This is a genomic window from Stenotrophomonas sp. GD03654 (assembly GCF_029845105.1).
Classification (GTDB): domain Bacteria; phylum Pseudomonadota; class Gammaproteobacteria; order Xanthomonadales; family Xanthomonadaceae; genus Stenotrophomonas; species Stenotrophomonas africana.
Window position 1 is genome coordinate 54,364 of sequence record NZ_JAOCLC010000005.1, and the last position, 24,408, is coordinate 78,771.

Sequence of the window (24,408 nt, forward strand, 5' to 3'; positions counted from 1 at the left end):
GCCATGACCCGCGCTACCGACCGTGCCCTGAGTACAGCCGAGATGCATGCCTTCGGTGAGGAACTCGACGCGATCCGCGACCGTGTGATCGGCAGCCTCGGCGCCTCCGATACCCGCTACATCCGCCGGGTGGCTGCCGCCGTGCGCTGGTTCGGCGTGGGTGGCCGCGGCCTGCTGTTCCTGGCGGCATTCTCGCCGCTGTTCTGGATGCCGCTGCTGTGGCCGGCCGCGATCACCGGCACGCTGCTGCTGGCGCTGTCGAAGATCCTGGAGAACATGGAGCTGGGCCACAACGTCATGCACGGCCAGTTTGACTGGACCGGCGACCCCAAACTCAATGGCAACACCTACGAGTGGGATATCGTTGCCACCGCCGACAACTGGCGCAAGACCCACAATTTCCGCCACCACACCTACACCAACGTGCGTGGCATGGACGATGACATCGGCTACGGCCTGCTGCGCATCTTCCCGGAGCAGCGCTGGAAGCCGTTCTACCTGCTGCAGCCGATCATCGCGCCGATCTTCGCGCTGCTGTTCCAGTGGGGCGTGGCCGCGCAGGACCTGCGCCTGGGCCGTTGGCTGAAGGGCCGCATCAGCGGCCGTGCGATGTGGATGCAGACCCGCCCGGTGGCGCGGAAAATGGCCCGCCAGGTGCTGAAGGACTACGTGTTCTTCCCGCTGCTGGCCGGCCCGTTCTTCCTCACCGTGATGCTGGGCAACATGGTGGCCAACGGCCTGCGCAACATCTGGACCTACGTGATCATCTTCTGCGGCCACTTCACCGCCGAGTCGGAAACCTTCCCGAAGGAATGCCTGCGCAATGAATCGCGCGGCCACTGGTACCTGCGCCAGCTGCGCGGCTCGTCCAACATCAGCGGCGGCTTCCTGATCAACGTGCTGTCGGGCAACCTCAGCCACCAGATCGAGCATCACTTCTACCCGGACCTGCCGGCCAACCGCTATGCGGCCATTGCCAAGGAAGTGAAGGACATCTGCCGCCGTTACGGCCAGCACTACAACAACGGCTCGCTGCCGCGCCAGTTCGGCCAGGTGGTCTGGCGCATCCTGCGTCACGCGTTCCCGAGCAAGCCGCGCCGCCTGCCGATGTCGGACATCATGTCCACACCGGCATCGGCCAACGCGGGCTGATCGACTCAGCCCGCCTTCGCCAGGTCCGCCTGCTCGCGGTCCAGGCGTCGCAGGAACACCTGCATTTCCTTGCGTGCCTGCTGGTCGCCCTTGCTGCCGGCCACGCTCAAGCCGCGTTGCCATGCTTCGCGCGCCGCCTGTGGCTGGCCACTGGCCAGCCAGGCTTTGCCCAGCAGCTTCCAGGCGGCCGAGTATTGCGGATCAAGCACCACGCAACGGCCCAGATGGGTCGCCGCGCGCACCGGATTGCCGGCGTCCAGCCAGCCCTTGCCCAGGCCGAAGCGCAGCAGCGCGCCGTCCTTGCCGGCGGCAAGCATGCATTCCAGGGCTTCGATGTTCATCAGCGCACCTCCACCAGCAGCTCGGCCGGGCCGGGCTGGAAGCGGCCCCGATGGAACAGCAGCGGCGCGCCGCCGTTCTCGTGCACTTCGATGATGCGGCCGGCCAGCAGCAGGTGATCGCCCACCGGCCACTGTGCGTGGCGGGTACAGGTGAGATGGGCGACCGCACCGGCGATGCGTGGCGGGGCGTTCTCATCGTCATCCAGCAATGCCAGGCCGTCGAAGCGGTTGCGCACCTGCGGATCGGCAAAGCGCCGGGCCAGCGCCTCCTGGTCGGCCGCCAGCACGCTGATCGCAAAGCGGGTGGCGCGCTGGAAGGTGGACAGGCTCTGCGCATGCAACGCCAGGTTCCACAGCACCAGGGGCGGCTGCAATGACACCGGCACGAACGAATTGATGGTCAGGCCGATGGGTTTGCCCTGCGCATCGCGTGCGCAGACGATGGCCACGCCGGTAGGAAAGTGGCCGAGCAGCCGCCGCAGGGCACGCGGCGGCATCTCGACCGACGGCACCGGGGCCGGGGCGGGGAAGACCCCCGCCCACGGCCCGGCGTACGGCAGTGTCTCGCCGCTCATGAGGCCCGGGCCTGGCGGTAGCGCCGGCCGACCTCGGCCCAGTTGATGATGTTGAAGAACGCACCGATGTAGTCCGGGCGGCGGTTCTGGTAGTGCAGGTAGTAGGCGTGTTCCCAGACATCCAGTGCGAGGATCGGGGTGTGGCCGGACAGGCCGACGGCTGCACCCATCAGCGGGCTGTCCTGGTTGGCGCTGCTTTCCACCTGCAGGCGGCCATCGCGATCGCTGGTCAGCCAGGCCCAGCCGCTGCCGAAGCGGGTCTGCGCCGCCTTGGTGAACGCATCCTTGAAGGCATCGAAACCGCCGAGGTCGCGGTTGATGGCGGCGGCCAGTTCATCATCGGGTGCACCACCGTTGGTGCTGAGTACGGTCCAGAACAGGCTGTGGTTGGCGTGGCCACCGCCGTTGTTGCGGACCGCGCCACGTTGCGCCTCGGGCACGGCATCGAGGTTGGCGATCAGCGCCTCGACCGGCTGCTCGGCGATGCCGGCCTGCTCGATGGCGGTGTTGAGGTTGTTGACGTAAGTCTGGTGGTGCTTGCTGTGGTGGATCTCCATCGTGCGCGCATCGAAATGCGGCTCGAGGGCGTCGTAGGCATAGGGCAGCGGGGGAAGCGAGTACGACATCGAAGCAATCTCCGTGGGGAAGGCCAGAGGGCTGGCCGTGGGGAGATCGTTATCGCACCTCAACATTGGTTGAGGTCAAGGGGCGGGATTGAAATGCGTGCGCGTTCGTCGCTTTGATTCCTTCCATCAGTCTCTGCAGGACTGCTCCCTGCGGCGGCGCGGAGACGGAGTCAAAGGCAAGAGCAGGAGCGGCATGGTAGTGCCGGCCGCTGGCCGGCAGGCAAACCAGCCGCCAGCGCCTTCATCAACTCAACTCAACCAATCCTTGCACGCACCATCCACCTGGTCGCCGCACGCCTGCTGCATCCGCTGCTGCAGCCGCGCCAGTGTCTCCGCACCCTGGTGCTTGCCGCTCCACGTCTTCAACTGCCCGGCCAGGCGCTCGAAGCGCTGACGGGTGCGCTGGTGGTAGCCCGAAGGCTGTGCTTCCAGTTCGGCGATCAGCGAGGCGGTGGCCTGCTCGATGCGTGGTGCGTCGTCCGGCGCCAGCTTCAGCAGGCCCTCTACGTACAGCACGCCCCACTGCACGCGGGTGGCCGGACCCTGCGCACCGTCGTAGGCACGCTTCAACCACTCCAGCGCCCCGGCGGTATCGCCGCGTTGCTCGGCCAGTTCGGCCAGCTCGGGCATGTAGTAGTACGGCTGTTCGCTGCGCTTCAGCTCGGCCAGCAACAGCGCCTCGGCACCGGCGTCGTCGCCAACCTCGCGCAGGGCATGGACCGCGCTGCTGATCGTAGCCTGGCGCGCATGCGCATCGGTGGCGGCGGCATCGGCAGCGGCCACGCGCTGCTTGACCCGATCAACCAGCGGCGCGGGCAGTGCACCCTCCGGCTGCTGCTGACGGGCCAGCGACACTTCGGTCAGCGCGCGCGACAACGCGTCGTCGGCGCGGTCGCCGCGCTCGGCGTCTGCCCGCTCCAGTGCGACCAGCAGTTGCTGGCCCAGGGTGTTGGACGTGGCCGGGCCTGTGCTGGCCTGCTTCACCAGGTTGGCGCCGGCATAGCCCAGCAACTCGCGGTTGCGGCGTACTTCGGCGGGCTGCGCCAGCACCGCCTGCAGCAGTTCGCGCACTTCGGTGGGCGAGGCATCGGGCTTTTCGGCCGTCGCCAAGGCAAGCAGAGCGAAGCGGCGCTGCAGGGCGGCATCCGGTGCCGCCTTGGACAGCTGGCGCAGCACGTCCTGGCTCCTGCGCTCGCCGGCCAGGCGGTTGGCGTCCACTTCCCAGCCGTAGTCGCCCAGCACCTGCCAGTCTTCGGCAGCCAGCTTGCCCGGCGTCGCCAGCGCTGTGGCCAGGGTGGCGGCAACGGCACTGCGGCGGCCTGCGGCGACGGTCAGTGCCCGGGTCAGTTCGGCGGCGTCGTTGCCGCCGGCCACGCGGGTGATTTCGTTGCGCTGTGGGTCCAATACGATCAGGGTCGGATAGCCGCGTACGCCGAAGCGCTCGCCCCAGGCCTGCGCCCCTTCCTCGTCGCCATCCAGATAGACAGGAACGAATTTGCTGGTCAGCGCGATGAAGGCCGGATCCTTGAACAAGCCTGCTTTGAGCTGGTTGCACGGCGGGCACCAGACGGCACCCCAGTACAGCAGCACCGGCTTGCCGCTGTCGGCGGCCTCGGCGAAGGCATCGTCGACATCGCCCTGGCGCCAGGCGATTGCCTTGGCCGGCGCGGGCGCCTCGGCGGAGTTGGCGGTGGAAACCGGGGCCGGGGTGCAGGCGCTCAGCGCCGAAGCCAGCAGCAACACGGAAAGCGCGACGCGCATCGGCAGCATCTCGAAGGGCAGGGTGACAGGCCATTGTAGGAACCGCCGGGGAGCCCGCTGATTCAGTTTGCTTATGACGGGCGTGCCGCAGGGCATGACGCCCGCCGGGCATTGCCGGGCATGCCCGGCGGATGCCTTCAGGCCGCTGCCCGCACCATCTGTTGATACACCAGCCCATTGAACTCGCCGACGTCGCCGTCCAGCACGAAGCCATAGCGCAGGTAGGTCGGTACTGCATTGAGCGAGGCGCGCACGGTCAGGACCGGCTCGCGCACCTGTGGAAGCGCCGCCTCAAACAAAGCATGGCCGATGCCCTGGCCCTGGCAGGCGGGATCGACGAACAACATCGCAAGGTGCCGACCCTCCTTCAGTTCGATCACGCCGACGACACGGCCGTCCTGCTCGGCCACCAGGATGTGGTTGTCGCCCTGCAGGCGCGCGCCGAACGCTTCGGCTGCGGCGACACTGCCGAAGGTGGCGATGCCGGCCGCGCTGAGCGAAGGCGCGACCGCGGCAGTGAACGCAGCCAAGCACACCGCACTGATCGCGGGCAGGTCATCGACATGGGCAGGGCGGATCATCGGCATGCAGTGTTCTTCCGGTAGTGGGCGGCGCGTCATCGTTGCCGCAGGCCTGCACGCTAAGCTGCCGGCATGAGTGATTTCAATCCCGCATACGCTGCGTTGTTTCCGCAACAGGGCCTGAGCCTGGGCCTGATGACGCCGGTTGCATCGCATGGGTTGGCCGATCCGCACGAGGCCCGGCGCATCGCGCGACTGGCCGATGATCTGGGCTTTGCCGCGCTGTGGACACGCGACGTGCCGCTGATGGTGCCGCAGGGTCCGGACGCGACAGCAAGCGCGCTGGATGACCCGTTTCTGTGGCTGGGCATGCTGGCCGCCGCGACCGATCGCATCGTGGTCGGTAGCGCGGCCATCGTGCTGCCATTGCGGCAGCCGCTGCAGGTGGCGAAGTCGGCCTTGAGCCTGGACCGGATCAGCGGCGGACGCTTCGTGCTGGGCCTGGGTTCGGGCGACCGCCCGGAAGAATTCGCCGCCTTCGGTGAGGATCTGGAGGGCAGGGCGGCGACGTTCCGTGAGCGCTGGACGTTGCTGCGCGCGGCGTTGTCACCGGAGGCCGATGAGCGGAGCGCCGTACTGCAGGCCACGGGTGGCTTCGACGTGCTGCCGGCGCCGGCAGCGCGCATTCCGATGCTGGTGGTGGGTACCGCGCGGCAGAGCCTGCAGTGGGTCGCCCGCGAGGCCGAAGGCTGGGCCACCTATCACCGCGAGGAGGCCGCGCAGGAAGGACGCATCGGCCTGTGGCAGCAGGCGCTGGCGCAACGCGGCGGACCAGGCAAGCCGTTCGTGCAGTCGATGCTGCTGGATCTGCAGGCGGATCCGCAGGCGCCAGCCGAGCCGCTGCCGCTGGGCCTGAAGGTTGGCCGCGATGGCCTGCGTGACTACCTGCTGCGCGTGCATGCGCAGGGCGTGGCGCATGTGATGTTCAACCTGGTCGATAACGGGCGACCGATGGACGCGGTGCTGCGCGAGATCGGGGAGCAGGTTCTGCCGCATATGCTCCGGTAGGTGGCCACCTGGGTGGGACACGTTCCAGCAGTCGAGCACGGCCCGACTCTACATGGGGTTCGCATCTGCGTATCATTCGCATTTGATACCCCGATGCCGGAGCCCCCCGTGACCCAACCTTCCCCCATGCACCCGACCGGACGTCTGTTCGCCGCGGTCGCTTTCATCGAGGCTGTGACCTGGGCCGGGCTGCTCATCGGCATGTGGATGAAGTACGGCCCAATGGCCAGCGTGGCGCTGGTGAAGCTGTTCGGGCCGCTGCACGGCGTGGCCTTCCTGGTCTATGTGGCAGTCACCCTGTTTGCGGCGGTGCGCCTGCGCTGGCCGTGGTGGGCCAGCGCCCTGGCGCTGCTGGCGGCGATCCCGCCGCTGGTGACGCTGCCGCTGGAGTGGTGGTTCAAGCGCCGTGGCCTGCTGGGCCTGCGTGCGATGCGCTGAACCCGCTGTTGCATGCCCATTCAAGAGAATGGGTATCAAATGCAAATACGAGCCGTTATCATTTAAGGGTGGTGTCTGGTCCTGAGCGGGGCCGGTGCCGGGTGGGGCGCGCAGGTGCGCCCGCCCATCCTTTCCTGTTACGGCTGGTGTTCCATGCATGCACGTCCCGTCGTCCCCGGTTTGCCGGCGCTGGTGTTGGCTGCCCTGATCGGCACCATGGCGATGATGTCCTTCGTCGCTGTGATCGGCCCGGTGGTCCGCATGCTCGGCCTGTCCGAGTGGCATGCCGGCCTGTCGGTCACTGCCGCAGGCGTGTTGTGGATGCTGGCCGCGCGCCCCTGGGGCCAGCTCAGCGACCGCATCGGCCGCAAGCGCGTGCTGATGCTGGCGATGAGTGCCTACACCGTGGTCTACATCGCGCTGGCGGTGTTCATCGACATTGCCTTGCAGGCGGTGCCGCCGGTACTGGTGTCAGTGCTGGTGCTGGTCGGCGCGCGTGGCCTGATCGGCCTGTTCTATGCGGCGGTGCCTCCTACCGCAGCCGCGCTCATCGCCGACAAGGCACCGACCGGCCAACGTGCGAAATTCCTCGCCCGCCTGGGCAGCGCCAACGCGCTGGGCATGGTGCTCGGCCCGGCCGCCGCGGGCTGGCTGGCCTATACCAACCTGTCGCTGGCGCTGTACGTGGCCGCGCTGCTGCCGTTGCTGGCACTGGCGTTGCTGGCCTGGCGGCTGCCGGCCACGCCGCCCGTGGTGGGTGCGTCCTCACAACGCCGCACGCCGATGAGTCGCCTCGACACGCGCCTGCGCCTGCGCCTGCCGCAGCTGGCGGCGTTCATCGCGATGGTCTCGGTGACCATCGCGCAGGTCACGGTCGGCTTCTTCGCGATTGATCGCCTGGGCCTGGATGCGGCTGCGGGCGCGCGCATGGCCGGCATCGCACTCACAGCGGTCGGCGTCGGCCTGATCCTGGCGCAGGCGCTGGTGATGAAGCTGGAGGTACATCCACGCCGCTGGATCGTCCTTGGCGCCCTGATTTCCGGCATTGGCTTTGCCTCGGTGGCAGGCGTGCAGCAGTCCTGGCAGTTGCCGGCGGCGTATGCGCTGGCCGCGTTTGGCATGGGCTTCGTATTCCCCTCGTTCCAGGCGCTGGCCGCCGATGCGGTGGAGGCGCACGAGCAGGGCGCCGCCGCCGGCACCGTCGCTGCCGCGCAGGGGCTGGGCATGGTGGCCGGGCCGATGCTCGGCACGCTGTTGTATCGCGGCGGGCCAAGCCTGCCTTACCTGCTGGTCGGCGCGCTGCTGCTGTTTCTGTGCGCGCTGGCCGCAGCGCATCGGATGAAGGAGACCCCATGAACGATTCCCTGATGCAGGGCGCGTGGCCGGAGGCTGCGCCAGCGCCGCAGGAGAGCACCGACGACGCGTCGCTGTTCCTGTTGCAGCATGCGGGCCAGCACGTGCACGCACGCGGCTGTCGCGCCACGCTGCCGGCCGGTGCGCTGGCGACCTTGGCAGAGCGCGTTGCGGCGTTCTTTGCCCAGCAGCGTGGCGGCCCGGGCCTGCTGGTGGGGGCGGTGCCGTTCGAACCGCGTGCGGACGACGCGTTGTACCAGCCCGAGCGCCTGCTGCCGGCGCTGGCACTGCAGCCGCAGGCCGCACCGCCGCTGGACGGTTCCCTGAAGGCCGAGCCTGCGCCGCAGGACTATGCGTCAGCGGTTGCCGCGGCGGTGCAGGTACTGCGCGCGCCCGAACTGAACCTCCAGAAGGTGGTGCTGGCGCGCAGCCTGCTGGCGCGCACCCGCCAGGCGCTGTTCCCGGACGTGCTGCTGGCACGTCTGGGCGCGGATCCGTCGGTGGCGACCTACGCGGTGCCGTTGCCGGTGGAGCCAGGGCAGGCGCCAGCATGGCTGGTGGGGGCAACCCCGGAACTGCTGTTGCGCAAGCGCGGCGCCGAGCTGTTGTCGCATCCGCTGGCCGGTTCCGCGCGGCGCAGCGCCGATGTCGCCGAGGACGAGCGTGCGGCGCAGGCGCTGCTGGCCTCGACCAAGGACCACGACGAGCACCGCCACGTGGTCGAAGCCATCGTCGAGGGGCTGGCACCGTACTGCAGCCACATCGATGCGCAGCCGCGGCCGGTGCTGCATGCCACCGCCAGCATGTGGCATCTGGGCACCCGCATCCACGCCACCCTGAAGGATCCGCAGACGTCTGCCGCCGAACTGCTGGCACAGTTGCACCCCACGCCAGCGGTCTGCGGTACGCCACGGTTGGCGGCGCTGCAGCGCATCCGCGAACTGGAACCGGTGCCGCGTGGCTTCTATGCCGGCGCCGTGGGCTGGTTGGACGCTCAGGGTGACGGCGACTGGTACGTGGCGATCCGCTGCGCGCGCCTGCAGGGCACGCAGCTGCGCCTGTATGCCGGTGCCGGCATCGTGGCCGAGTCGCAACCCGAGGCCGAGGTGGCCGAAACCGCAGCGAAGTTCGCTGCCCTGTTGAACGCGCTGGGTGTCCATGAATCCGCGCCCGCCATCGAGCCTGCCGCATGAGTACCTCCACTGACTTTTCCCGCCTGCCACTGCAGCAGGTGTGGCCGGATGACCTGATGGCGCGCTATCGCGAGGCCGGTCATTGGCGTGGCGAGACCTTCCCGGCGTTCCTGCGCGAGCGGGCGGAACGCTATGCCGACGACATCGCGGTGGTCGCCGGTGATGTCCGTCTGAGTTACGCGCAGCTGTGGCACGAGGCGGGACGCATCGGCGCGGGCCTGCTGGCGCTCGGCCTGCAGCCGGGCGAACGGGTGCTGGTGCAGCTGGGCAACACGGCAGGCTTCATCACCACGGTCTGCGGCCTGTTCCGCGCCGGGCTGGTGCCGGTGTATGCGTTGCCGGCGCACCGCATCACCGAGCTGGTCCACTTCGCCAACAAGGCTGAAGCAAGTGCCTACATCACCACCACACTGCATGAGGGCTTCGATCATCGCGGGTTGGCAAGGGCGCTGCAGGCCAAAGTGCCGGCGGTTCGCCATTTGGTGATCGACGGCGATGCGGCGGAGTTCATCGCGCTGGAGGCACTGCAGGGCGATCGCAGCCAGCTGCCGGCCGATCCGGACCCGCAGTCGGTGGCGTTCCTGCAGATTTCCGGAGGCAGCACCGGGCTGTCCAAGCTGATTCCGCGTACCCACGACGACTACATCTACTCGTTCCGCGCCAGCAATGACCTCTGCGGCATCGACCGCGACAGCGTCTATCTGGTCGCGCTGCCGGCCGCGCACAATTTCCCGATGAGTTCGCCGGGCTTCTTCGGCGCACTGTATGCCGGCGCCCGCGTGGTGCTCAGTCCCGGCCCCGGTCCGGACGCGGCCTTCCCGCTGATCGCCCGCGAGCAGGTGACCTGCTGTGGGCTGGTGCCGCCGCTGGCGTTGCTGTGGGCGCAGGCGGCTGCCACCAGCAAGCATGACCTGTCCAGCCTGCAGGTACTACAGGTAGGCGGCGCCAAACTGGTGCCGGAGGCGGCGCGGCGCGTAATCGACGGCCTGGGCTGCACACTGCAGCAGGTGTTCGGCATGGCCGAAGGCCTGGTCAACTACACCCGGCTGGATGATCCGGAGGAACTGATCGTGGCCTGCCAGGGCCGGCCGATCAGTCCGGACGATGAAGTGCGCGTGGTCGATGACCATGACCAGCCGGTGGCCGAAGGCGAGGTGGGGCATCTGCTCACCCGTGGCCCGTACACCATCCGCGGCTACCACAACGATGCGGTGGCCAATGCGCGTTCGTTCACCGACGATGGCTTCTATCGCACCGGCGACCGCGTGCAGCAGCTGCCCGGAGGCTACCTGGTGGTGCAGGGCCGCGCCGGTGACCACATCAACCGTGCCGGCGAAAAGATCTCCGCCGAGGAGATCGAAGACCACTTGCTGGCACATCCGGGCGTGTTCGATGCCGCCGTGGTCTCCATTCCCGATGAGTACCTGGGCGAGCGCAGCTGCGCCTTCGTGATTCCGCAGGGCGAGCCGTTCAAGGCGCCGGCGCTGAAGTCCTGGATGCGCGGGCGCGGCCTGGCGGCGTTCAAGGTGCCCGATCAGGTCGTGTTCGTCGACAGTTTCGATACCACCGCGGTCGGCAAGATCAGCCGCCGCGAACTGCGCGCGCAGTTGCGTGCGCGTCATCTGCAACAGACAGGAGGAACGCGCTGATGGCGCTGCCCCGTATCACCGATTACCCCTTGCCGACCGCCGCTGAACTCCCGCAGGCGCGTGGCCCGTGGCGCCCGCAGCGCGATCGTGTCGCGCTGCTGGTGCACGACATGCAGCGTTACTTCCTGGCCGCGTTCGACGCCGGCAACGCACCGCTGCGGCCGGCCGTGGACAACATCGCACGCCTGCTGGCGCATTGCCGCGCGCACGGTATTCCGGTGTTCTACACCGCCCAGCATGGCGACCAGGACCGCCGTGACCGTGGCCTGCAGGCCGACCTGTGGGGGCCGGGCATGCGCCGTAGCGCCGACCATGAACCGATCATCGAGGCGCTGGCACCGCAGCCGGGCGAGCACGTGCTGGTCAAGCACCGCTACAGCGCGTTCCAGCGCAGCAACCTGGAGACGCTGATGCGGGTGCGTGGCCGCGACCAGTTGCTGGTGACCGGCGTGTACGCCCATATCGGCTGCACCGCGACCGTGGTCGAAGCGTTCCAGCGTGATATCGAGGCCTTCATCGCCGCCGATGCGGTGGCGGACTTCTCGCGTGCCGATCACGATCAGGCGCTGCACTGGATCGCGCGCACCAGCGGGGTGCCGATGACCACCGACCAGCTGCTGGAGGTGCTGTGATGGCTGCCACGGGTGAGGTGCTGGATCTGGAGCGGATGCGCGCCGATGTGGCGCGTGTGCTGGAGTGCACGCCGGCCGAGATCGGTGACGACGACAACCTGATCGACCTGGACCTGGATTCGATGCGCATGCTCGGCCTGGTCCTGGCCTGGGGCAACACTGGCCTGCCGCTGGAGTTCTCGCAGTTGGCCGAACACACGACGCTGCGCCAGTGGTGGAACGTGGTGCAGACGCTGCAGGCCGCGCAGAACGCATGAACGCCGTCGCGCTGGCCACGCCGGTGGCATTGACCGAGGCCCAGGCCGGACTGTGGTTCGCACAGCGGTTGGCACCGGACAACCCGTCATTCAATACCGCGCATGCGGTGTGGATCGACGGCCCGCTGGACGTGGCCGCGTTCGTTGCAGCGGCAGACCAGGCTGCGGGCGAGGCGCAGGCCTTCGCGCTGCGCTTTGCCGAAGGGGCCGATGGCCAGCCGCTGCAGTGGCATGATCCGGCACACGTGCCGCTGCTTTCGGTGCGTGATGTTTCCGCCGCGGCGGATCCCTCCGCTGCCGCACGCAGCCTGATGCACGCTGACCGGATGAGCCCGGTCGACCCCACCCGCGACCGGATCAGCCAGCAGGTGCTGCTTGAGCTGGGCGGGGAGCGCTGGGTCTGGTACCTGCGCGTGCATCATCTGGCGGCCGATGGCTATGGCATGGCGCTGTTCACCGATCGCGTCTGCGCGTTGTACGCCGGCCGCATGGGTGAGCCACTGCCGGGGCTGGCGGGCGTGCTGGCCGATGATGCCGCTTATCGTGCCGACCCGGGCCGCACGCAGGCCGGGCAATGGTGGCGCGAGCACATGCAGGGAGCACCGGCAGGCGTGGGTCTGGCCGGCACGCTCGCGGCCAGTGACGACGCGCTGCGCTGGGTGCAGCCGCTCGATGCGGCCTTCCGCGAGCAGCTGCTGCAGGCCTCGGCACGTTGGCTGCAGCCATGGCCGGATGTGCTGGCCGCGTTGTCGGCCGAGTACCTGCGGCGGATGAGCGCGGCCGATGAAGTGGTGCTGGGCGTGCCCTACATGGGGCGGCTCGGCAACGCGTCAGCGCGGGTGCCGGCGATGGTGATGAACGTGTTGCCGCTTCGCGTGGCGGCCGGCGAGGGCAGCGTCGAGGTCTTTACCCGTGGGCTAGGCCGGCAGCTCAGCCAGGGCCGCAAGCACGGCCGCTACCGCGGCGAGCAGCTGCGCCGGGACCTGGGCCTGGTCGGCGCGCAGCAGCGCCTGTACGGCCCGCTGGTGAATGTACAGCCATTCTACAAGCCGTTGGCGCTGACCGGCGTGCAGGCCACGCTGGAGGTGCTGTGCACCGGGCCGGTGGATGACCTGACGCTGGGCTTCCGTGGCGACGGCCAGAGTCTGCTGGATCTGGAGATCGAGGCCAATCCCGCGCTGTACAGTCGCGAGGATGTCGAGGCGCATGCGGCGCGGTTGCTGCATTTCGTGTCCGCGGCAGTGCAGGCTGACGATATCGCAGCCGTGCCTCTGGCGACGCCCGTGGAGGCGCAGCAGGTGCTGCATGGTTTCAATGCCACCGCGCACGCGCTGCCGGAGACGACCCTGGTCGAGCTGCTGCAGCAGGGCATGGATCGGGACCCGCACGCGCCGGCGCTGGTGTTCGGCGACGCTGCTTTGGATTACGCAACGCTGGAAGCGCGCAGTTTCGCGCTGGCGGCACAGCTGCGGGCGATGGATGTCTGCCCGGGCAGCGTGGTGGCGGTGGCATTGCCGCGCTCGCTGGAGCTGGTGATCGGGCTGGTTGCGGTGCTGCGCGCAGGCGCGGCCTATCTTCCGCTGGACCTTGCCCATCCCGATGAGCGGCTGGCGCGTATCCTCGCCTCGGCACAGCCTGTGTGCGTACTGGCTGCTTCCGAGGTTTCGGCGCGCATGGCTGGCGTAGCGGTGCTCGCGCCGGAGAAGTGGACCGCGCTGAGCTTCGCCGCGCCGTGGGCCGATCCTGCGCCCAGCGATGCGGCCTATGTGATCTATACCTCCGGTTCGACCGGCGAGCCGAAGGGCGTGGTCATCGAACACCGTGCCATCGTCAACCGCCTGCTGTGGATGCGCGAGCACTACGGCATCCGCGCCGATGACCGCGTGCTGCAGAAGACCCCGGCCACCTTCGATGTGTCGGTCTGGGAGTTCTTCCTGCCGCTGCTGTGCGGGGCCACGCTGGTGGTCGCCGGGTCCGATGCGCACCGCGATCCCACTGAACTGGCGCGCTTGATCCGTGGGCATGGCATCACCACGGCGCATTTCGTGCCGTCGATGCTCGATGCCTTCCTCGCTGCGCCGGCCTCGGCGGGGCTGCAGCTGCGCCGGGTATTCACCAGTGGCGAGGCGCTGGATGCCGCGTTGCGCGACCGCTTCCACGCGCGTGTGCACGCAGAACTGCACAACCTGTATGGCCCGACCGAGGCCGCAGTGGATGTCAGCTACTGGCCGGCGTCGGCGCAGGATCGTTCGCGGCCGGTGCCGATCGGGTTCCCGGTCTGGAATACCCGCCTGTACGTGTTGGACGCCCGGATGCAGCCGGTGCCGGTCGGTGTGGCCGGTGACCTGTACCTGGGAGGGGTGCAGCTGGCACGCGGCTATCTCGGTCGCGACGATCTGACTGCCGAACGCTTCATCGCGGATCCGTTCCGGGCGGGCGAGCGCATCTACCGCACCGGCGACGTGGCCCGTTGGCGGCGCGATGGTGCGGTGGACTACCTCGGCCGCAGCGACCACCAGGTGAAACTGCGCGGCCTGCGCATCGAGCTGGGCGAGATCGAGGCTGCACTGCGCGAGCTGCCTGGCATGGAGCGGGCGGAAGTGCTGCTGCGCCAGGATGCTCCCGGCGAAGTGCGTCTGGTGGCGTATCTGCCGACCGCGCTTGCCGATGCCGTAACGCTGCGCAGCCACCTGGCCACGCGCGTGCCGGACTATATGGTGCCCTCGGCGTTTGTCGGCGTGGACCACTGGCCGGTGACCGCCAACGGCAAGCTCGACCGCAACGCGTTGCCGAAGCCACCGCAACTTGAAGTTGCCGGCTTGGCGCCGCGCACGCCGTTGGAACAGGAGCTGGCGTTGTTGTTCGCCCAGGCGCTTGGGCGTGAGGCGCCGGTGGCAGTGGATGCAGATTTCTTCAGTCTCGGCGGTGATTCGCTGTCGGCGGTGCACCTGCTGCTGGCGATCGAGCAGCGCTGGCGCTGTGATCTGGGTCTGGGTGCCTTGTTTGCGCAGCCCACCGTGGCCGCGCTGGCAGTTCGTATTGCCGAGCCTCCCGCGCTGGCCGATCACGCACTGGGGCCGGTGATCGCATTGGCCGCAACCGACGCCGCCGGGCCCACGCCGCTGTTCGTGCTGCATCCGGCCGGGGGGATCGCCTGGAACTACCGCACCCTGGCCCGGGCACTGCAGCCGGCACGCCCGGTGTATGGCCTGCAGTCGCCGGCACTGGACGCCCGGCAGCCGCTGCCGAGCAGCATCGAGGCGATGGCCAACGACTACGTGCAGCGCGTGGTCGCACTACAGCCGAAGGGGCCAGTGCATCTGGTGGGGTGGTCGGTAGGTGGCATCCTCGCCCAGGCGATGGCGGTGCGCCTGCATGAGATCGGCCGCGACGTCGGCGAGCTGGTGCTGCTGGACGCTTATCCCAGCGAGTGCTGGCGGGCCGAGCCGGAACCCGATGCCATTGCCGCATTGCGGGCACTGCTGGCGATTGCCGGTCATGACCCGGATGCGCATCCGGAACTGGACAGTCGCGAACGCATTCTGGCGTTCCTGCGACGTGGCGGCAGTGCACTCGGCAGCCTGCCGGATGTGGTGCTCGATGGCGTGGTGCGCGCGGTGACCGGCACCAATCGACTGATCCGCGAACATATTCACCAATCGTTCGACGGCACGCTGGCGCACGTCCGTGCGGGCCGGGATCATCAGACGCGGCCGCAGCTGCAGTCGGCGTTGTGGCGGACCCACGCGCGCAAGGTGCAGGCGCTGGAACTGCCGTTCCTGCACGCCGAACTGACCGGCCGCGATGCGGTGGCGCAGTTGGCGCCATGGTTGTCGGCGCGGCTGCGCCAATGGGACGAGCAACAGGAGATCGCAGCATGCAGTTGACCGGTTTTGAAGACCGTGTAGCGTTGGTGACGGGTGCCTCCGGTGGCATCGGAGAGGCGCTGGTACGGCTGTTGGCCGAGGCCGGCTGCACGGTGGTGGCGACTGATCGCGAGGCACCCATGGTCGTGGAGGCACGTGTGCAGGCATTTGCTCTTGATGTGACCGACAGTGCGGCTGTGGACGCGCTGGTGGACCGGGTAGAGTCCAGCATCGGGCCAATCGCGCTGGCCGCCAGCGTCGCCGGGGTGCTGCATGTGGGTGGCGTGACCGAGACCACCGACGACGACTGGCGTCGGGTATTCGCGGTCAACGCCGATGGCGTATTCCATGTCGGGCGTGCACTGGCGCGGGTGATGTCGCCGCGCGGGCAGGGCGCGATGGTTACCGTCAGCTCGAATGCTGCCGGCGTGCCGCGGCATGGCATGGCCGCCTACGCGGCATCCAAGGCCGCCGCCACGATGTTCACGCGCTGCCTCGGGCTGGAACTGGCGCCGCTGGGCATCCGCTGCAACATCGTTGCCCCGGGCTCAACACTGACCCCGATGCAGACCGGCATGTGGCAGGACGAGCACGGTGCCGAGCGCGTGATCGCCGGCAGCCTGGAGACCTACAAGGCCGGCATTCCGCTGCGCAAGCTGGCCACGCCGGAAGACATCGCCCATTCGGTGATGTTCCTGCTGTCCGAGCAGGCCGGGCACGTGGCAATGAGTGATCTGTACGTGGACGGTGGCGCGACCCTGCGTGCCTGAGCTTTGTAGAGTCGAGCCATGCTCGACTGCTTTGCGGCATGAGTCGAGCATGGCTCGACTCTACAGGGTGTATCGGGTTGATCCGACGCCGGGCCATGCCCGGCGACGTCTCAGGGCAGGGTCAGGCGGTACACCAGCACGCGGTTGTCGTTGTCGTACGGGCTGTCGCAGGCCTGGCCCTGCATGCGGCAGTGGCGGGCGATGAAGTCGTTGTCGTTGCCGATCAGCAGCAGTACGTCGTTCGGATGCTGCGGGTCCAGCGCCGGCAGCACGTCCATGGCTTCCCACTTCTCTGACAGCAGTCCGGCATGTGGGCCGCGCTTTGTGTCCAGGTCCAGCCCGGCACGGGCCAACTGCGGGCGGTCCAGCAGGTTCAGCAGTTCGTCGCTGCGTGCTGGCATGATCTCCGGCTTCAGCGCGGTGTCGGTCGGGTCGGCCTGAACCGAGGCCGTGCCGGTTTCATAAGCACTTTCGGCCAGGTTGGTGGCATCGGCCACATCGACCAGCAGCACCGACTTGTAGACGATCGGGTCGTCGCCGTCCTTGCCCAGCCCGTTTCCGTCGCGGGCCAGCAGCAGAAAGCGATGGCCGTCCAGCGCGCGCAGCTCGCTCTGCGCCGCGGTTCGGTCCAGCTTGCCCTTGCCGTCGTGCGCGTAGGCAGGCAAAGCCATCACGTAATGGCCGATCGGCTGCTGTGGCGTTGGCGAGGCCGTCACGTCGTAGACCAGCACGCGGGTGTTGATGCGGCCCGCCGCGTTGCCCTGCGCACTGTCCTGCAGCGTGGCGCTCTGCAGGGCGACGAACAGGCGGGTACCGTCGGGTGACAGGCCCATGCCTTCCACGCCCTGGTTGTTGCGCCGGCCGGTCTGCGGTGGCGCCAGTGAACCGAACGCCGGCTTGCCATCGCGCTGCGGCCTGATCGCAGGCGGTGCCACGATCACGCCCTGCAGGTGCCCTTGCGCATCGAAGTAGTAGACGTTGGCGGTGTACTCGTCGCCGATATAGAAGTGACCATCAGCGGTGAACTGCAGCGATTCCGCGTCCAGCGACACCTTGCCCGCACCAGCGCCGCTGGCGGGCGAGGGCAGCACCACCTGGCGCTGGGTGACCGTGTGGTCACCGGGGTCGGCACCGGTGAACGGTTGCCCGTTGAAATCCTTCAGCACCACGCCCTTGTCGGGCACCATCGTCAGCGTGCCAAACTCGGATTTACCCGGGGAAACGTCGATGCGCAGCTGCATGCGCTCCACTCGGCCGGTGTAGTCGTAGAACAGGCCGGCCTCGGGGTCGTTGCGGCCGCGGTCGGGCAGGGTCCACAGCACGCCTTCGTAGCCGTTGGCGGTGCGCTTCCAGGTGCCGGGCTGCACCGCCAGCGACGAGAACGAGCCCAGCGTGTCGCCCAGGAAGTCCACCGTGCCCGCCGGCAGCCGCCCGGTGGCGACCAGGCCTTTGTCGACATAGGTACGACCGCCCAGCTGCAGGGTGCATGGTGGTGCACCCGTTGCCTCGTGCGGAGCGGCGTATCCGCTGGCGGAGAGCGTGGCCAGCAGCAGGGCGGTGGCGAGCATCGGTGGACTCCGGGCGGTCAATCAGAAGCGAAGGTCGATCGTACCGAACACCTGGCGCGGTGCCGAGGCATGGAACACATACAGCTTGCCGGCAGGGTCGCTGGGCGCGAACACGCTCGAATCCAGGTTGCTGGCGTAGCGCTTGTTGGTCAGGTTGGTCACGTTGAACGACAGGCGCATGCCCTTGGCGAAGCCGACCTGGCCGAAGTCATAGCCGCCGGCCACGTCGAACACGGTGAAGCCGCCGAAGCCCTGGTCGTTGGTGTAGGTGTAGAAGCGTTCGCCGGTGTACTTGCCGCGCAGGCTGGCAAACCAGCCGTTGTCACGCCAGGTGATCTCGGTGGCCAGCAGCTGCTTGGGCGTATCGGTCTGGATCTTGCCCTTGATCTGCTGCTCCACACCGGCCTGCACGTAGTTGGAGGCGTAGGTCGAACGGTTCAGTGAGGCCGAGGTGTACCAGCTGAAGTGCTCGTTCGGGGTCCACAGCACGGTCAGCTCGGCGCCGCGGCTGTCGACGGCGCCCACGTTGTAGAAGCGGTTGCCGCAGGTCGGGCCGACCGGCTGGCGCGAGTCGCAGGGGTTGTACTGCAGCAGGCGGTTGTCGAAGCGCACGCTGTAGGCCGCGATCGAGGCCTGCAGGGTATCGGTGACGAAGCGGTAGCCGGCTTCGAGTGAGCGCGATTCCTCCGGCTTCAGGTTGCCCTGCGCATTCCAGGTGGCCTGGCTGACCGCCTGCGGGCCCAGCTTGAACCCGCCCTGGAACATGGCGATGTTCTCGGCGTAGCTGGCGAATACTTCGTGGTGCTCGGCCAGGCGGAAATTGGCACCGATGCTGGGCAGGAAGTTTTTGCTGGCCTTCAACGAGCCGGTGGCGAACTGGTTGTTCGAGGCAGGCGGGATCGGCGCCTTCGCGTCGCCCGGCAAGGCCTGTGCATCGGAGGTGGCATGCAGGCTCTTGGCGCCGAATTCCAGGGTCAGGCGATCATCGAGCAGGCGCCAGGTGTCCTTCAGGAAGAACTGATGGGTCTTCCAGCGCGTGCGCTGGGCGAACACACCGACATCGGAGGGCAGGGTGTTCATGCCACTCAGGTCGCGCGGGCCATCCACGGCGGTCTGGTAGCGTTCGGCACTGCTGGTGTTGCGCTCGTACCAGACGCCGCCTTCGATGCGATGTGCACCCAGCTCCCAGTCGAACGACAGCGTGCCGCCATCGCGGTCGATGGTGTAGATGGTGTTGCGGAAGATGATCGGAATCTCCTGCGCCGTGCCCTTGTTCGACCACGCGCCACTGTTCCAGTTGTGGCCTTCGCCGCGGTCATCGTGGTGGTAGGCCAGGGCGCGCAGGCTGAAGCCATCGGTCAGGAAGAAATCGCCGGCCAGATAGTAGAGGTTGTCATCGCGCAGAATCTGCCCGGCGGTGAAGGCACCATCGGCATCCTTGTCCGGGCCGCTGTTGTCGCACTTCTTCGCGTTGAAGCTGGCAGTGTTGCAGTAGGCCTTGGCCACGGCCTTGTTCCAGTCCGGCGCGTAGCCGCCCCAGTCCCAGCCGAGGCCGCGCGACATCTCGTCCTTGGACAGGTAGAAGTAGTCAGCCTGCGTGGTCCGCGAGGTATCGACAAAACCGGTGATCTGGCCGCGGCCGAAGTTCCACACGCCCTTGGCATTGAACTGCTTGGTGGTGGATTTGTTGTAGGCGGTCTGGTCGTTCCACAGATCGGAGACGGCATTCATGCCGGAGACGTAGCCGGAGAAACCGTTGTACTCGCCGCTGTCCACGCGCACGAAAGTGCGACGATTGGCATCGCTGCCGAAGGTCTGCGCCACGCGGCCGCCGAGTTCCTGGGCCGGGCGGTTGGAGGTGTACGAGATGGTGCCGCCGAGGTTGCTGGTGGACGGCGTGCCGAGGCTGCCGATGCCTACCGCCAGTTCCGCACCGGCCATGTTCTCGCTGATCAGCGCACGGTTGATGGTCAGGCCGTTGTAGTTGTTGTACGCGCCATCGCCCAGCGGCACGCCGTCCAACGTGTAACCGAGACGGGTGGAGTTGAAGCCGCGCAGGCTGAGCGTCATCGACTGCTCGTTGGTGCCCAGCGCATCGGCCGACTGCGCGTTGACGCCCGGCAGCAGGTTCAGGGTCTTCTGCAGGCTGGTCCCCGGCGGCAGGATGTCGAGGTTCTCGCGGGTGATGCGCTGCACCTGGCGCGCTTCACCGCTGCCGATCACCGATACCGCATCGAGGGTGGTGGCGGAGGGTGTGCTGGAGGTCGGGGCAGCATCCTGCGCCCAGGCCGCAGGAGCGAGCGCGATCGACAGCGCTGCGGCCAACAAAGTTTTCGTCATGTTACGGACACTCAGGCGGGCACGAGCCAGCGCGAGGGCGCGGAGCTCATGGAGTTTGAAGAGGGAGATAGCCGATGCGACCGGCAGGCACTGCAGGCGCCGTGGGTCAACGTGAAAATGGTGCGCTAGACAGATGACTGTCTGGTGACACCGCTACACGCGTGGCATGCTGACGCATGCATTGGTGGATGCCAACCTTGGTTGGCATGCGCGGTGTCGTTGGTGGAGCGCCAACCAAGGTTGGCGTCTACCAGAAGCGCGGATCAGGATTGTCGTATCCAGGAACGCCGAACGAGGTCGGCGTCAATGTGCGATCAACCCGCGTTGCGCGGCTTGCGCGTGCGCTTCGGCTTTGCGTTGTCACCGCTGCTGGCGGCGCCATCCTGCAGCGCCTGCAGCCAGGACAACGTATCCACGTAATCGATGAAGTGGCGCAGGTAGCCGGGGCTGGTGGCCTGCATCGTGTCCAGCATGCGCTGCACCAGCACCGCCGAGTTCAGCGGGCCGCCATCGGCGGGAGCCTCGGCGCGCAGCGAGCGACGCACCTGCAGTTCGCTGCGCAGCTCCGACCACTCGCGCTGCACCTGCGCCAGCATCGGCACCTGCGGGTAATGCGGCAGCGAGCGCGACCCTGCATCGAGGTCACGCACCAGTGCGCGCAGGCCTTCGAGCGCTGGCGGCTTACTTGGCATCCGGCGCCTTGGGCTTGGGAATCGGCGCGATCTCCACGCGACGGTTGCGTGCGCGGCCTTCTTCATTGGCATTGGAACTGACCGGCTGCTCGCTGCCGAACGCGGCGGCGAACACGGCGTCGGCCGGTACGCCGTCGGCGATCAGGGTGCGGGTCACGGTCAGCGACCGCTGCGCGGACAGCTCCCAGTTGTCGGCGAAACGACGGTTGCCTTCGCGCACCGGCGCGTCATCGGTGAAGCCGCTGACCATCAGGATCTCTTCGCGACTGCCCAGGTAGGCGGCTAGTGGTGCGGCCAGGCTGCGCAGCAGCTCCTGGCCTTCCGGCTGCAGCTGGTCGGAGTTCAGCGCGAACAGCACGCTGCCGCTGATGCCGATGCGGCCGTCCACCAGGGTCACCCGCCCAGCAGCCAGCGGGCCAGCCAGTGCCTGCTCGAGGGTCTGCAGGCGCTTGGCTTCTGCCTGGCGCTGCTTCACTTCCTGATCCAGCCGCTGCGACAGTTCCAACTGCACAGCAACCACGCCGACCAGGATCAGCACGAACGCACCCAGCAGTACCGACATCAGATCGCCAAATGCGGCCCAGATCGGGGCATGCGAGCCGCCATCGACCTCCAGCTCGTCGCTCATGCGCTGCCGGCCTTGCCGCGGCGCGTGGCCAGCTGCTGCAGTTCTTCCATCACCTGCTTCTGCGACAGCAGGCTGAGGTCGACCACCTCGCGCGCCTGCGCCACGTAGTAGGCCAGCTGTTCATCGCTGCGGGCCAGCGAGGCATCCAGTGCGCCGCCGATCTGCTCCAGTCGGCCGGACAGCTCGGTGGAGGCGCTGCCGAACTGCGCGACCGCTTCACCAAAGGTGCTGGCCAACTGGCCCACTTCACCGGCGCTGCCGTTGAGCGCTGCGGCGATGCCGTCCAGCTTGCCGGTCTCGGCGGCGATATGGTCGGTGAAGCGATTGCCAACGCGCTCCAGCAGCTCGGCCGAGCCACCGACCAGTGCGTCCACAGCGGTGCGCTGTTCGTGCGAGGCATGGTTGATCGCATCGAGCAGGGTCTGCACGGTGGCCAGCAGGCGTCCGCGTTCTTCCAGCATCGCGTTGTCGCGCACCAGGCTCTCGGACAGCGTGCTGCGCAGCTCGTTGATGACGTCGGCAGCAGCTTTCGGTGCCGCCGCCGCGGTCTGCAGCAGGGTCGACACCTCGGCCAGCGTGGCGTTGGCCTGCGCGCGACCGTTCTCGCCGATCTGCTGCGCGGTGGCCGCCAGCGTGTCGCAGACCTGCTGCTGCTGCGCGGCCAGGCGTTCGCCGTTGGCCTGCAGGCGCTCGGCCAGATCGGTGGAAACGTGCTGCAAGGCATCGCTCCAGCGCTGCAGGCGCTGTTCATCGCCGGCCTGCAGCTGTGCCTGCAGGGTGGCGTGGGCCTGCTGCAGCTCGGCGCTGACCGCGTCCCACCGCGCCTGGCGCTGCTGTTCGCGGCTGTCCAGGCTGGCCTGCAGTTCGGCATGCGCGGTCGCGGCGGCGGCCTGCGCGGCCTGCCAATCCTGCGAGCGCTGCTGTTCGTGGTCCTGCAGCAGCGACTGGCTGGCGCTGTGCTGCTGCTCCAGTGCTTGCAGCAACGCCTGCGCGTGCTCCTCCAGCTGCTGACCGGCTGCGAGCAGCGCCTGCTGCTGGCGCTCGACCAGCGCGCTGTTCAGGGCCTGCTGCTGTTCGGCGGCGGCGCGCAAGGCCTCTGCATTGCCCTGTGCATCGGCCTGCAGGCGCTCGCCGATGCGCGCGACCAGCGCTTCGCCATGCGTGGCCTGGCCATCGCTGAAGGCCTGCAGGTGCTGGCGCAGATCACCCACCAGTGCCTGTTGTGCCTGGGTCTGTTCACTGACCACCTTGGCCCAGCTGGCCTCGGTGGCGACGCGGCTGCGCTCGAAACCGTCGCTCAGGCCGGCCAGCTGCTGCTGCACGGCCTGCTCGACGCGGGCGTGCAGTGCTTCGCCGTGACGGGCCAGGCCTGCCAGGGTGGTCTCGGCCATCGGCTGCAGCGCGCCACCGATGGCGGCGGCGCTGGCTTCGGCGCCTTCGCGCAGCGACTGCTGCAGCGAGACCGCCAGGCGCTCCTGCAGCGCCTGGCTCTGGGTCAGGAACTCGGCCTGGCCAGCCAGCAGGCGCTCATTGGCAGCCGCACTGTGCTGTTCAAAGGTGCTGGTCATCGCCTGCAGGCGGTCCACCAGCGCCGGCAGCGCCGCGGACTGTGCCTGCAGCAGGCGCAGCGATTCGGCGCGCTGCCAGGCCTGCGAGTACGGATGCAGGTCACCGGCAATGGCGCGGTCCAGCTGCTGCACGGCCTGCAGGCGGTCACGACGCAGCAGCGCTGCCAGCAAGCCGAGCATGGCCGAGCTGGCCACACCGGCGATCGAGGTACCGAAGGCCACCGCCAGGCCCTGCACCGGCGAGGCCAGCGAGCCGCGGATCGCGGCCATGTCGGTCGCGCTCTGCAGGGCCAGTCCGGTGCCACGCAGCGTGTCCATCATGCCCAGCAGGGTGCCGAGCATGCCCAGCAGCACCAGCAGGCCAACCAGGTACGGGGTCAGTACCGGTGCGGGCAGGGCAGTGCGCTCGCCTTCCACGCGGAGGCGCACGGCGTTGCGCAGGCCCACCGGCACGCGCTCCAGCCAGGGGGCGAGGCTTTCCTTCGCGCTGGACAGATCGTTCAGTGCGGTGCGCAGGCCGTTGCTGGCCTGGCGGTAGCGGTACAGCTCCACGCTACCGGCGATGTAGCAGGCAGCGATGATCGCCGCCACCGTTGCACCCAGCGGATGCACCGAAACGTAGCCAATGCCGATCCAGCACACGGCCAGCAGGCCGACAAGGAAAACAACGACATGGAAAGCAGTTCTGGACATGGTGTTCCGGTCAGTGGGAGCGCAGGGCGTCTTGCAGCCCTTCGATCGGGTGGAAGCGCAGCTGCAGCTCGGCGAGCAGCAGTGTGCGCATGTCTTGGCGGAAGGCCGCGCGCCAGCCGGGCTGGCCGTGCACGCGTTCAAAACGGGCGCTGAGCACTGCCGGCGCAGTGGCCAGCAGGCTGTGCTCGCGCGGGGTGAGGGTCTGTTCCATCACCGCATCGACCTCGGCCAGCCGCGCCAGCTCGGGCGAAACCTGCACCAGCTGGTCGCGCAGGCGGCCGCGCAGGCGCCCGGTGGCGGTCTGGATGGCCTGCTGCAGCACCCGGTAGCGCTGGCGCAGCGAGGCGAAGTTGGGTACAGCGGCGGCTTCGGCCAGGTCCAGCAGGCGCTCGGCCTCGGCATCCTCACTGATCGAGGCGAGCAGGCTGGCGCGCGCCTGGGCACAGTCGGCCAGCACATCCTGGACCGCTTCGGCGGCTTCACCGGGCTCGGGCAGGCGTCCGCCGAGCGCTCCGGACAGGGCCACGGCACGGCTCCAGTCCACCCACTGGCCGAGGCGATCGGTCAGGGCGGGACTGGTGGCCGGTATCGCGCCGTCGCTGAGACGGGCGAGCAGGCGGAGGAACTCCGGTCCACCCAGGACCGGCTGCGCTGCGTTCGCCATCAAGGGGTTGGGGCCAAAAACCGTTGATTTTACAACCAGATGACCCGGCCTGG

General features: G+C 68.3%; 21 protein-coding genes. 10 read left to right on the forward strand and 11 right to left on the reverse strand.

The genetic code is table 11. The features are described from left to right. The first annotated feature begins 3 nt into the window (after positions 1-3). The gene (locus N5J73_RS03435) at positions 4-1,152 is read left to right on the forward strand and encodes an acyl-CoA desaturase (protein WP_049448133.1); all 1,149 of its coding nucleotides are present in this window, start codon (positions 4-6) and stop codon (positions 1,150-1,152) included. A 5-nt stretch (positions 1,153-1,157) separates the two neighbouring features. On the opposite strand, the gene N5J73_RS03440 is transcribed toward N5J73_RS03435, so the two are convergent. The 5 genes from N5J73_RS03440 to N5J73_RS03460 form a co-directional block, all read right to left on the reverse strand. Then, positions 1,158-1,493 (reverse strand): tetratricopeptide repeat protein, encoded by a 336-nt coding sequence (locus N5J73_RS03440; RefSeq protein WP_005409958.1) that lies wholly within the window; start codon positions 1,491-1,493, stop codon positions 1,158-1,160. Further along, positions 1,493-2,068, reverse strand: a complete 576-nt coding sequence (locus N5J73_RS03445; RefSeq protein WP_049448134.1) for a flavin reductase family protein — start codon at positions 2,066-2,068, stop codon at positions 1,493-1,495. Before N5J73_RS03445 ends, N5J73_RS03440 begins: the two co-directional genes overlap by 1 nt. Further along, complete coding sequence (locus N5J73_RS03450) at positions 2,065-2,694, reverse strand: superoxide dismutase (RefSeq protein WP_049448135.1); 630 nt, start codon at positions 2,692-2,694, stop codon at positions 2,065-2,067. Before N5J73_RS03450 ends, N5J73_RS03445 begins: the two co-directional genes overlap by 4 nt. Positions 2,695-2,943: 249 nt before the next feature. Further along, positions 2,944-4,464 (reverse strand): thioredoxin family protein, encoded by a 1,521-nt coding sequence (locus tag N5J73_RS03455; RefSeq protein ID WP_049448136.1) that lies wholly within the window; start codon positions 4,462-4,464, stop codon positions 2,944-2,946. Between the two features lie 128 nt (positions 4,465-4,592). Then, on the reverse strand, positions 4,593-5,042 hold the full coding sequence (locus N5J73_RS03460; RefSeq protein WP_049448137.1) for a GNAT family N-acetyltransferase: 450 nt from the start codon (positions 5,040-5,042) through the stop codon (positions 4,593-4,595). 66 nt (positions 5,043-5,108) lie between these two features. Between N5J73_RS03460 and N5J73_RS03465 the strand changes: the two genes are divergently transcribed. From N5J73_RS03465 to N5J73_RS03505, 9 genes are all read left to right on the forward strand, one after another. Then, the gene (locus tag N5J73_RS03465) at positions 5,109-6,044 is read left to right on the forward strand and encodes a TIGR03571 family LLM class oxidoreductase (RefSeq protein ID WP_049448138.1); all 936 of its coding nucleotides are present in this window, start codon (positions 5,109-5,111) and stop codon (positions 6,042-6,044) included. A 126-nt stretch (positions 6,045-6,170) separates the two neighbouring features. Then, on the forward strand, positions 6,171-6,482 hold the full coding sequence (locus N5J73_RS03470; protein WP_049448140.1) for a DUF3817 domain-containing protein: 312 nt from the start codon (positions 6,171-6,173) through the stop codon (positions 6,480-6,482). 153 nt (positions 6,483-6,635) lie between these two features. After that, complete coding sequence (locus N5J73_RS03475; protein WP_049448142.1) at positions 6,636-7,838, forward strand: MFS transporter; 1,203 nt, start codon at positions 6,636-6,638, stop codon at positions 7,836-7,838. Further along, a complete protein-coding gene (locus N5J73_RS03480) occupies positions 7,835-9,028 on the forward strand; it encodes an isochorismate synthase (protein WP_049448144.1) in 1,194 nt (397 codons plus the stop codon). The genes N5J73_RS03475 and N5J73_RS03480 overlap by 4 nt, the downstream gene beginning before the upstream one ends. Continuing rightward, positions 9,025-10,677, forward strand: a complete 1,653-nt coding sequence (locus N5J73_RS03485) for an AMP-binding protein (RefSeq protein ID WP_049448145.1) — start codon at positions 9,025-9,027, stop codon at positions 10,675-10,677. The genes N5J73_RS03480 and N5J73_RS03485 overlap by 4 nt, the downstream gene beginning before the upstream one ends. Beyond that, a complete protein-coding gene (locus N5J73_RS03490) occupies positions 10,677-11,309 on the forward strand; it encodes an isochorismatase family protein (RefSeq protein WP_024958585.1) in 633 nt (210 codons plus the stop codon). Before N5J73_RS03485 ends, N5J73_RS03490 begins: the two co-directional genes overlap by 1 nt. Beyond that, a complete protein-coding gene (locus N5J73_RS03495) occupies positions 11,309-11,566 on the forward strand; it encodes a phosphopantetheine-binding protein (RefSeq protein WP_046986169.1) in 258 nt (85 codons plus the stop codon). Before N5J73_RS03490 ends, N5J73_RS03495 begins: the two co-directional genes overlap by 1 nt. Further along, on the forward strand, positions 11,563-15,453 hold the full coding sequence (locus N5J73_RS03500) for an enterobactin synthase subunit F (RefSeq protein ID WP_049448148.1): 3,891 nt from the start codon (positions 11,563-11,565) through the stop codon (positions 15,451-15,453). Before N5J73_RS03495 ends, N5J73_RS03500 begins: the two co-directional genes overlap by 4 nt. Next, on the forward strand, positions 15,444-16,202 hold the full coding sequence (locus N5J73_RS03505) for a 2,3-dihydro-2,3-dihydroxybenzoate dehydrogenase (RefSeq protein ID WP_049448149.1): 759 nt from the start codon (positions 15,444-15,446) through the stop codon (positions 16,200-16,202). The genes N5J73_RS03500 and N5J73_RS03505 overlap by 10 nt, the downstream gene beginning before the upstream one ends. 110 nt (positions 16,203-16,312) lie before the next feature. Here the strand turns inward: N5J73_RS03505 and N5J73_RS03510 are convergent, their stop codons facing one another. From N5J73_RS03510 to N5J73_RS03535, 6 genes are all read right to left on the reverse strand, one after another. After that, complete coding sequence (locus N5J73_RS03510) at positions 16,313-17,770, reverse strand: esterase-like activity of phytase family protein (RefSeq protein WP_279940580.1); 1,458 nt, start codon at positions 17,768-17,770, stop codon at positions 16,313-16,315. A gap of 21 nt (positions 17,771-17,791) precedes the next feature. Further along, positions 17,792-20,110, reverse strand: a complete 2,319-nt coding sequence (locus N5J73_RS03515; protein WP_049447675.1) for a TonB-dependent receptor — start codon at positions 20,108-20,110, stop codon at positions 17,792-17,794. Positions 20,111-20,424: 314 nt separating this feature from the next. Beyond that, positions 20,425-20,802 carry a DUF2894 domain-containing protein gene (locus N5J73_RS03520; RefSeq protein WP_049447674.1) on the reverse strand — a complete coding sequence of 126 codons (378 nt, stop codon included), beginning with the start codon at positions 20,800-20,802 and terminating at the stop codon, positions 20,425-20,427. Next, positions 20,792-21,430 (reverse strand): OmpA family protein, encoded by a 639-nt coding sequence (locus N5J73_RS03525; protein ID WP_005409939.1) that lies wholly within the window; start codon positions 21,428-21,430, stop codon positions 20,792-20,794. Before N5J73_RS03525 ends, N5J73_RS03520 begins: the two co-directional genes overlap by 11 nt. Next, a complete protein-coding gene (locus N5J73_RS03530; RefSeq protein WP_049447673.1) occupies positions 21,427-23,691 on the reverse strand; it encodes a DUF802 domain-containing protein in 2,265 nt (754 codons plus the stop codon). The genes N5J73_RS03525 and N5J73_RS03530 overlap by 4 nt, the downstream gene beginning before the upstream one ends. A 10-nt stretch (positions 23,692-23,701) precedes the next feature. After that, positions 23,702-24,355 (reverse strand): DUF3348 family protein, encoded by a 654-nt coding sequence (locus N5J73_RS03535; RefSeq protein WP_049447672.1) that lies wholly within the window; start codon positions 24,353-24,355, stop codon positions 23,702-23,704. Positions 24,356-24,408: the final 53 nt, after the last annotated feature.

Bases quoted from the DNA above. Each gene is read 5' to 3' on its own strand.
- N5J73_RS03480 (WP_049448144.1), top strand. From the start codon at position 7,835: ATGAACGATTCCCTGATGCAGGGCGCGTGGCCGGAGGCTGCGCCAGCG.
- N5J73_RS03465 (WP_049448138.1), top strand. From the start codon at position 5,109: ATGAGTGATTTCAATCCCGCATACGCTGCGTTGTTTCCGCAACAGGGC.
- N5J73_RS03490 (WP_024958585.1), top strand. From the start codon at position 10,677: ATGGCGCTGCCCCGTATCACCGATTACCCCTTGCCGACCGCCGCTGAA.
- N5J73_RS03460 (WP_049448137.1), bottom strand. From the start codon at position 5,042: ATGCCGATGATCCGCCCTGCCCATGTCGATGACCTGCCCGCGATCAGT.
- N5J73_RS03455 (WP_049448136.1), bottom strand. From the start codon at position 4,464: ATGCTGCCGATGCGCGTCGCGCTTTCCGTGTTGCTGCTGGCTTCGGCG.
- N5J73_RS03495 (WP_046986169.1), top strand. From the start codon at position 11,309: ATGGCTGCCACGGGTGAGGTGCTGGATCTGGAGCGGATGCGCGCCGAT.
- N5J73_RS03530 (WP_049447673.1), bottom strand. From the start codon at position 23,691: ATGTCCAGAACTGCTTTCCATGTCGTTGTTTTCCTTGTCGGCCTGCTG.
- N5J73_RS03440 (WP_005409958.1), bottom strand. From the start codon at position 1,493: ATGAACATCGAAGCCCTGGAATGCATGCTTGCCGCCGGCAAGGACGGC.
- N5J73_RS03485 (WP_049448145.1), top strand. From the start codon at position 9,025: ATGAGTACCTCCACTGACTTTTCCCGCCTGCCACTGCAGCAGGTGTGG.
- N5J73_RS03435 (WP_049448133.1), top strand. From the start codon at position 4: ATGACCCGCGCTACCGACCGTGCCCTGAGTACAGCCGAGATGCATGCC.
- N5J73_RS03470 (WP_049448140.1), top strand. From the start codon at position 6,171: ATGCACCCGACCGGACGTCTGTTCGCCGCGGTCGCTTTCATCGAGGCT.
- N5J73_RS03445 (WP_049448134.1), bottom strand. From the start codon at position 2,068: ATGAGCGGCGAGACACTGCCGTACGCCGGGCCGTGGGCGGGGGTCTTC.
- N5J73_RS03515 (WP_049447675.1), bottom strand. From the start codon at position 20,110: ATGACGAAAACTTTGTTGGCCGCAGCGCTGTCGATCGCGCTCGCTCCT.
- N5J73_RS03450 (WP_049448135.1), bottom strand. From the start codon at position 2,694: ATGTCGTACTCGCTTCCCCCGCTGCCCTATGCCTACGACGCCCTCGAG.
- N5J73_RS03525 (WP_005409939.1), bottom strand. From the start codon at position 21,430: ATGAGCGACGAGCTGGAGGTCGATGGCGGCTCGCATGCCCCGATCTGG.
- N5J73_RS03475 (WP_049448142.1), top strand. From the start codon at position 6,636: ATGCATGCACGTCCCGTCGTCCCCGGTTTGCCGGCGCTGGTGTTGGCT.
- N5J73_RS03505 (WP_049448149.1), top strand. From the start codon at position 15,444: ATGCAGTTGACCGGTTTTGAAGACCGTGTAGCGTTGGTGACGGGTGCC.
- N5J73_RS03535 (WP_049447672.1), bottom strand. From the start codon at position 24,355: ATGGCGAACGCAGCGCAGCCGGTCCTGGGTGGACCGGAGTTCCTCCGC.
- N5J73_RS03520 (WP_049447674.1), bottom strand. From the start codon at position 20,802: ATGCCAAGTAAGCCGCCAGCGCTCGAAGGCCTGCGCGCACTGGTGCGT.
- N5J73_RS03500 (WP_049448148.1), top strand. From the start codon at position 11,563: ATGAACGCCGTCGCGCTGGCCACGCCGGTGGCATTGACCGAGGCCCAG.
- N5J73_RS03510 (WP_279940580.1), bottom strand. From the start codon at position 17,770: ATGCTCGCCACCGCCCTGCTGCTGGCCACGCTCTCCGCCAGCGGATAC.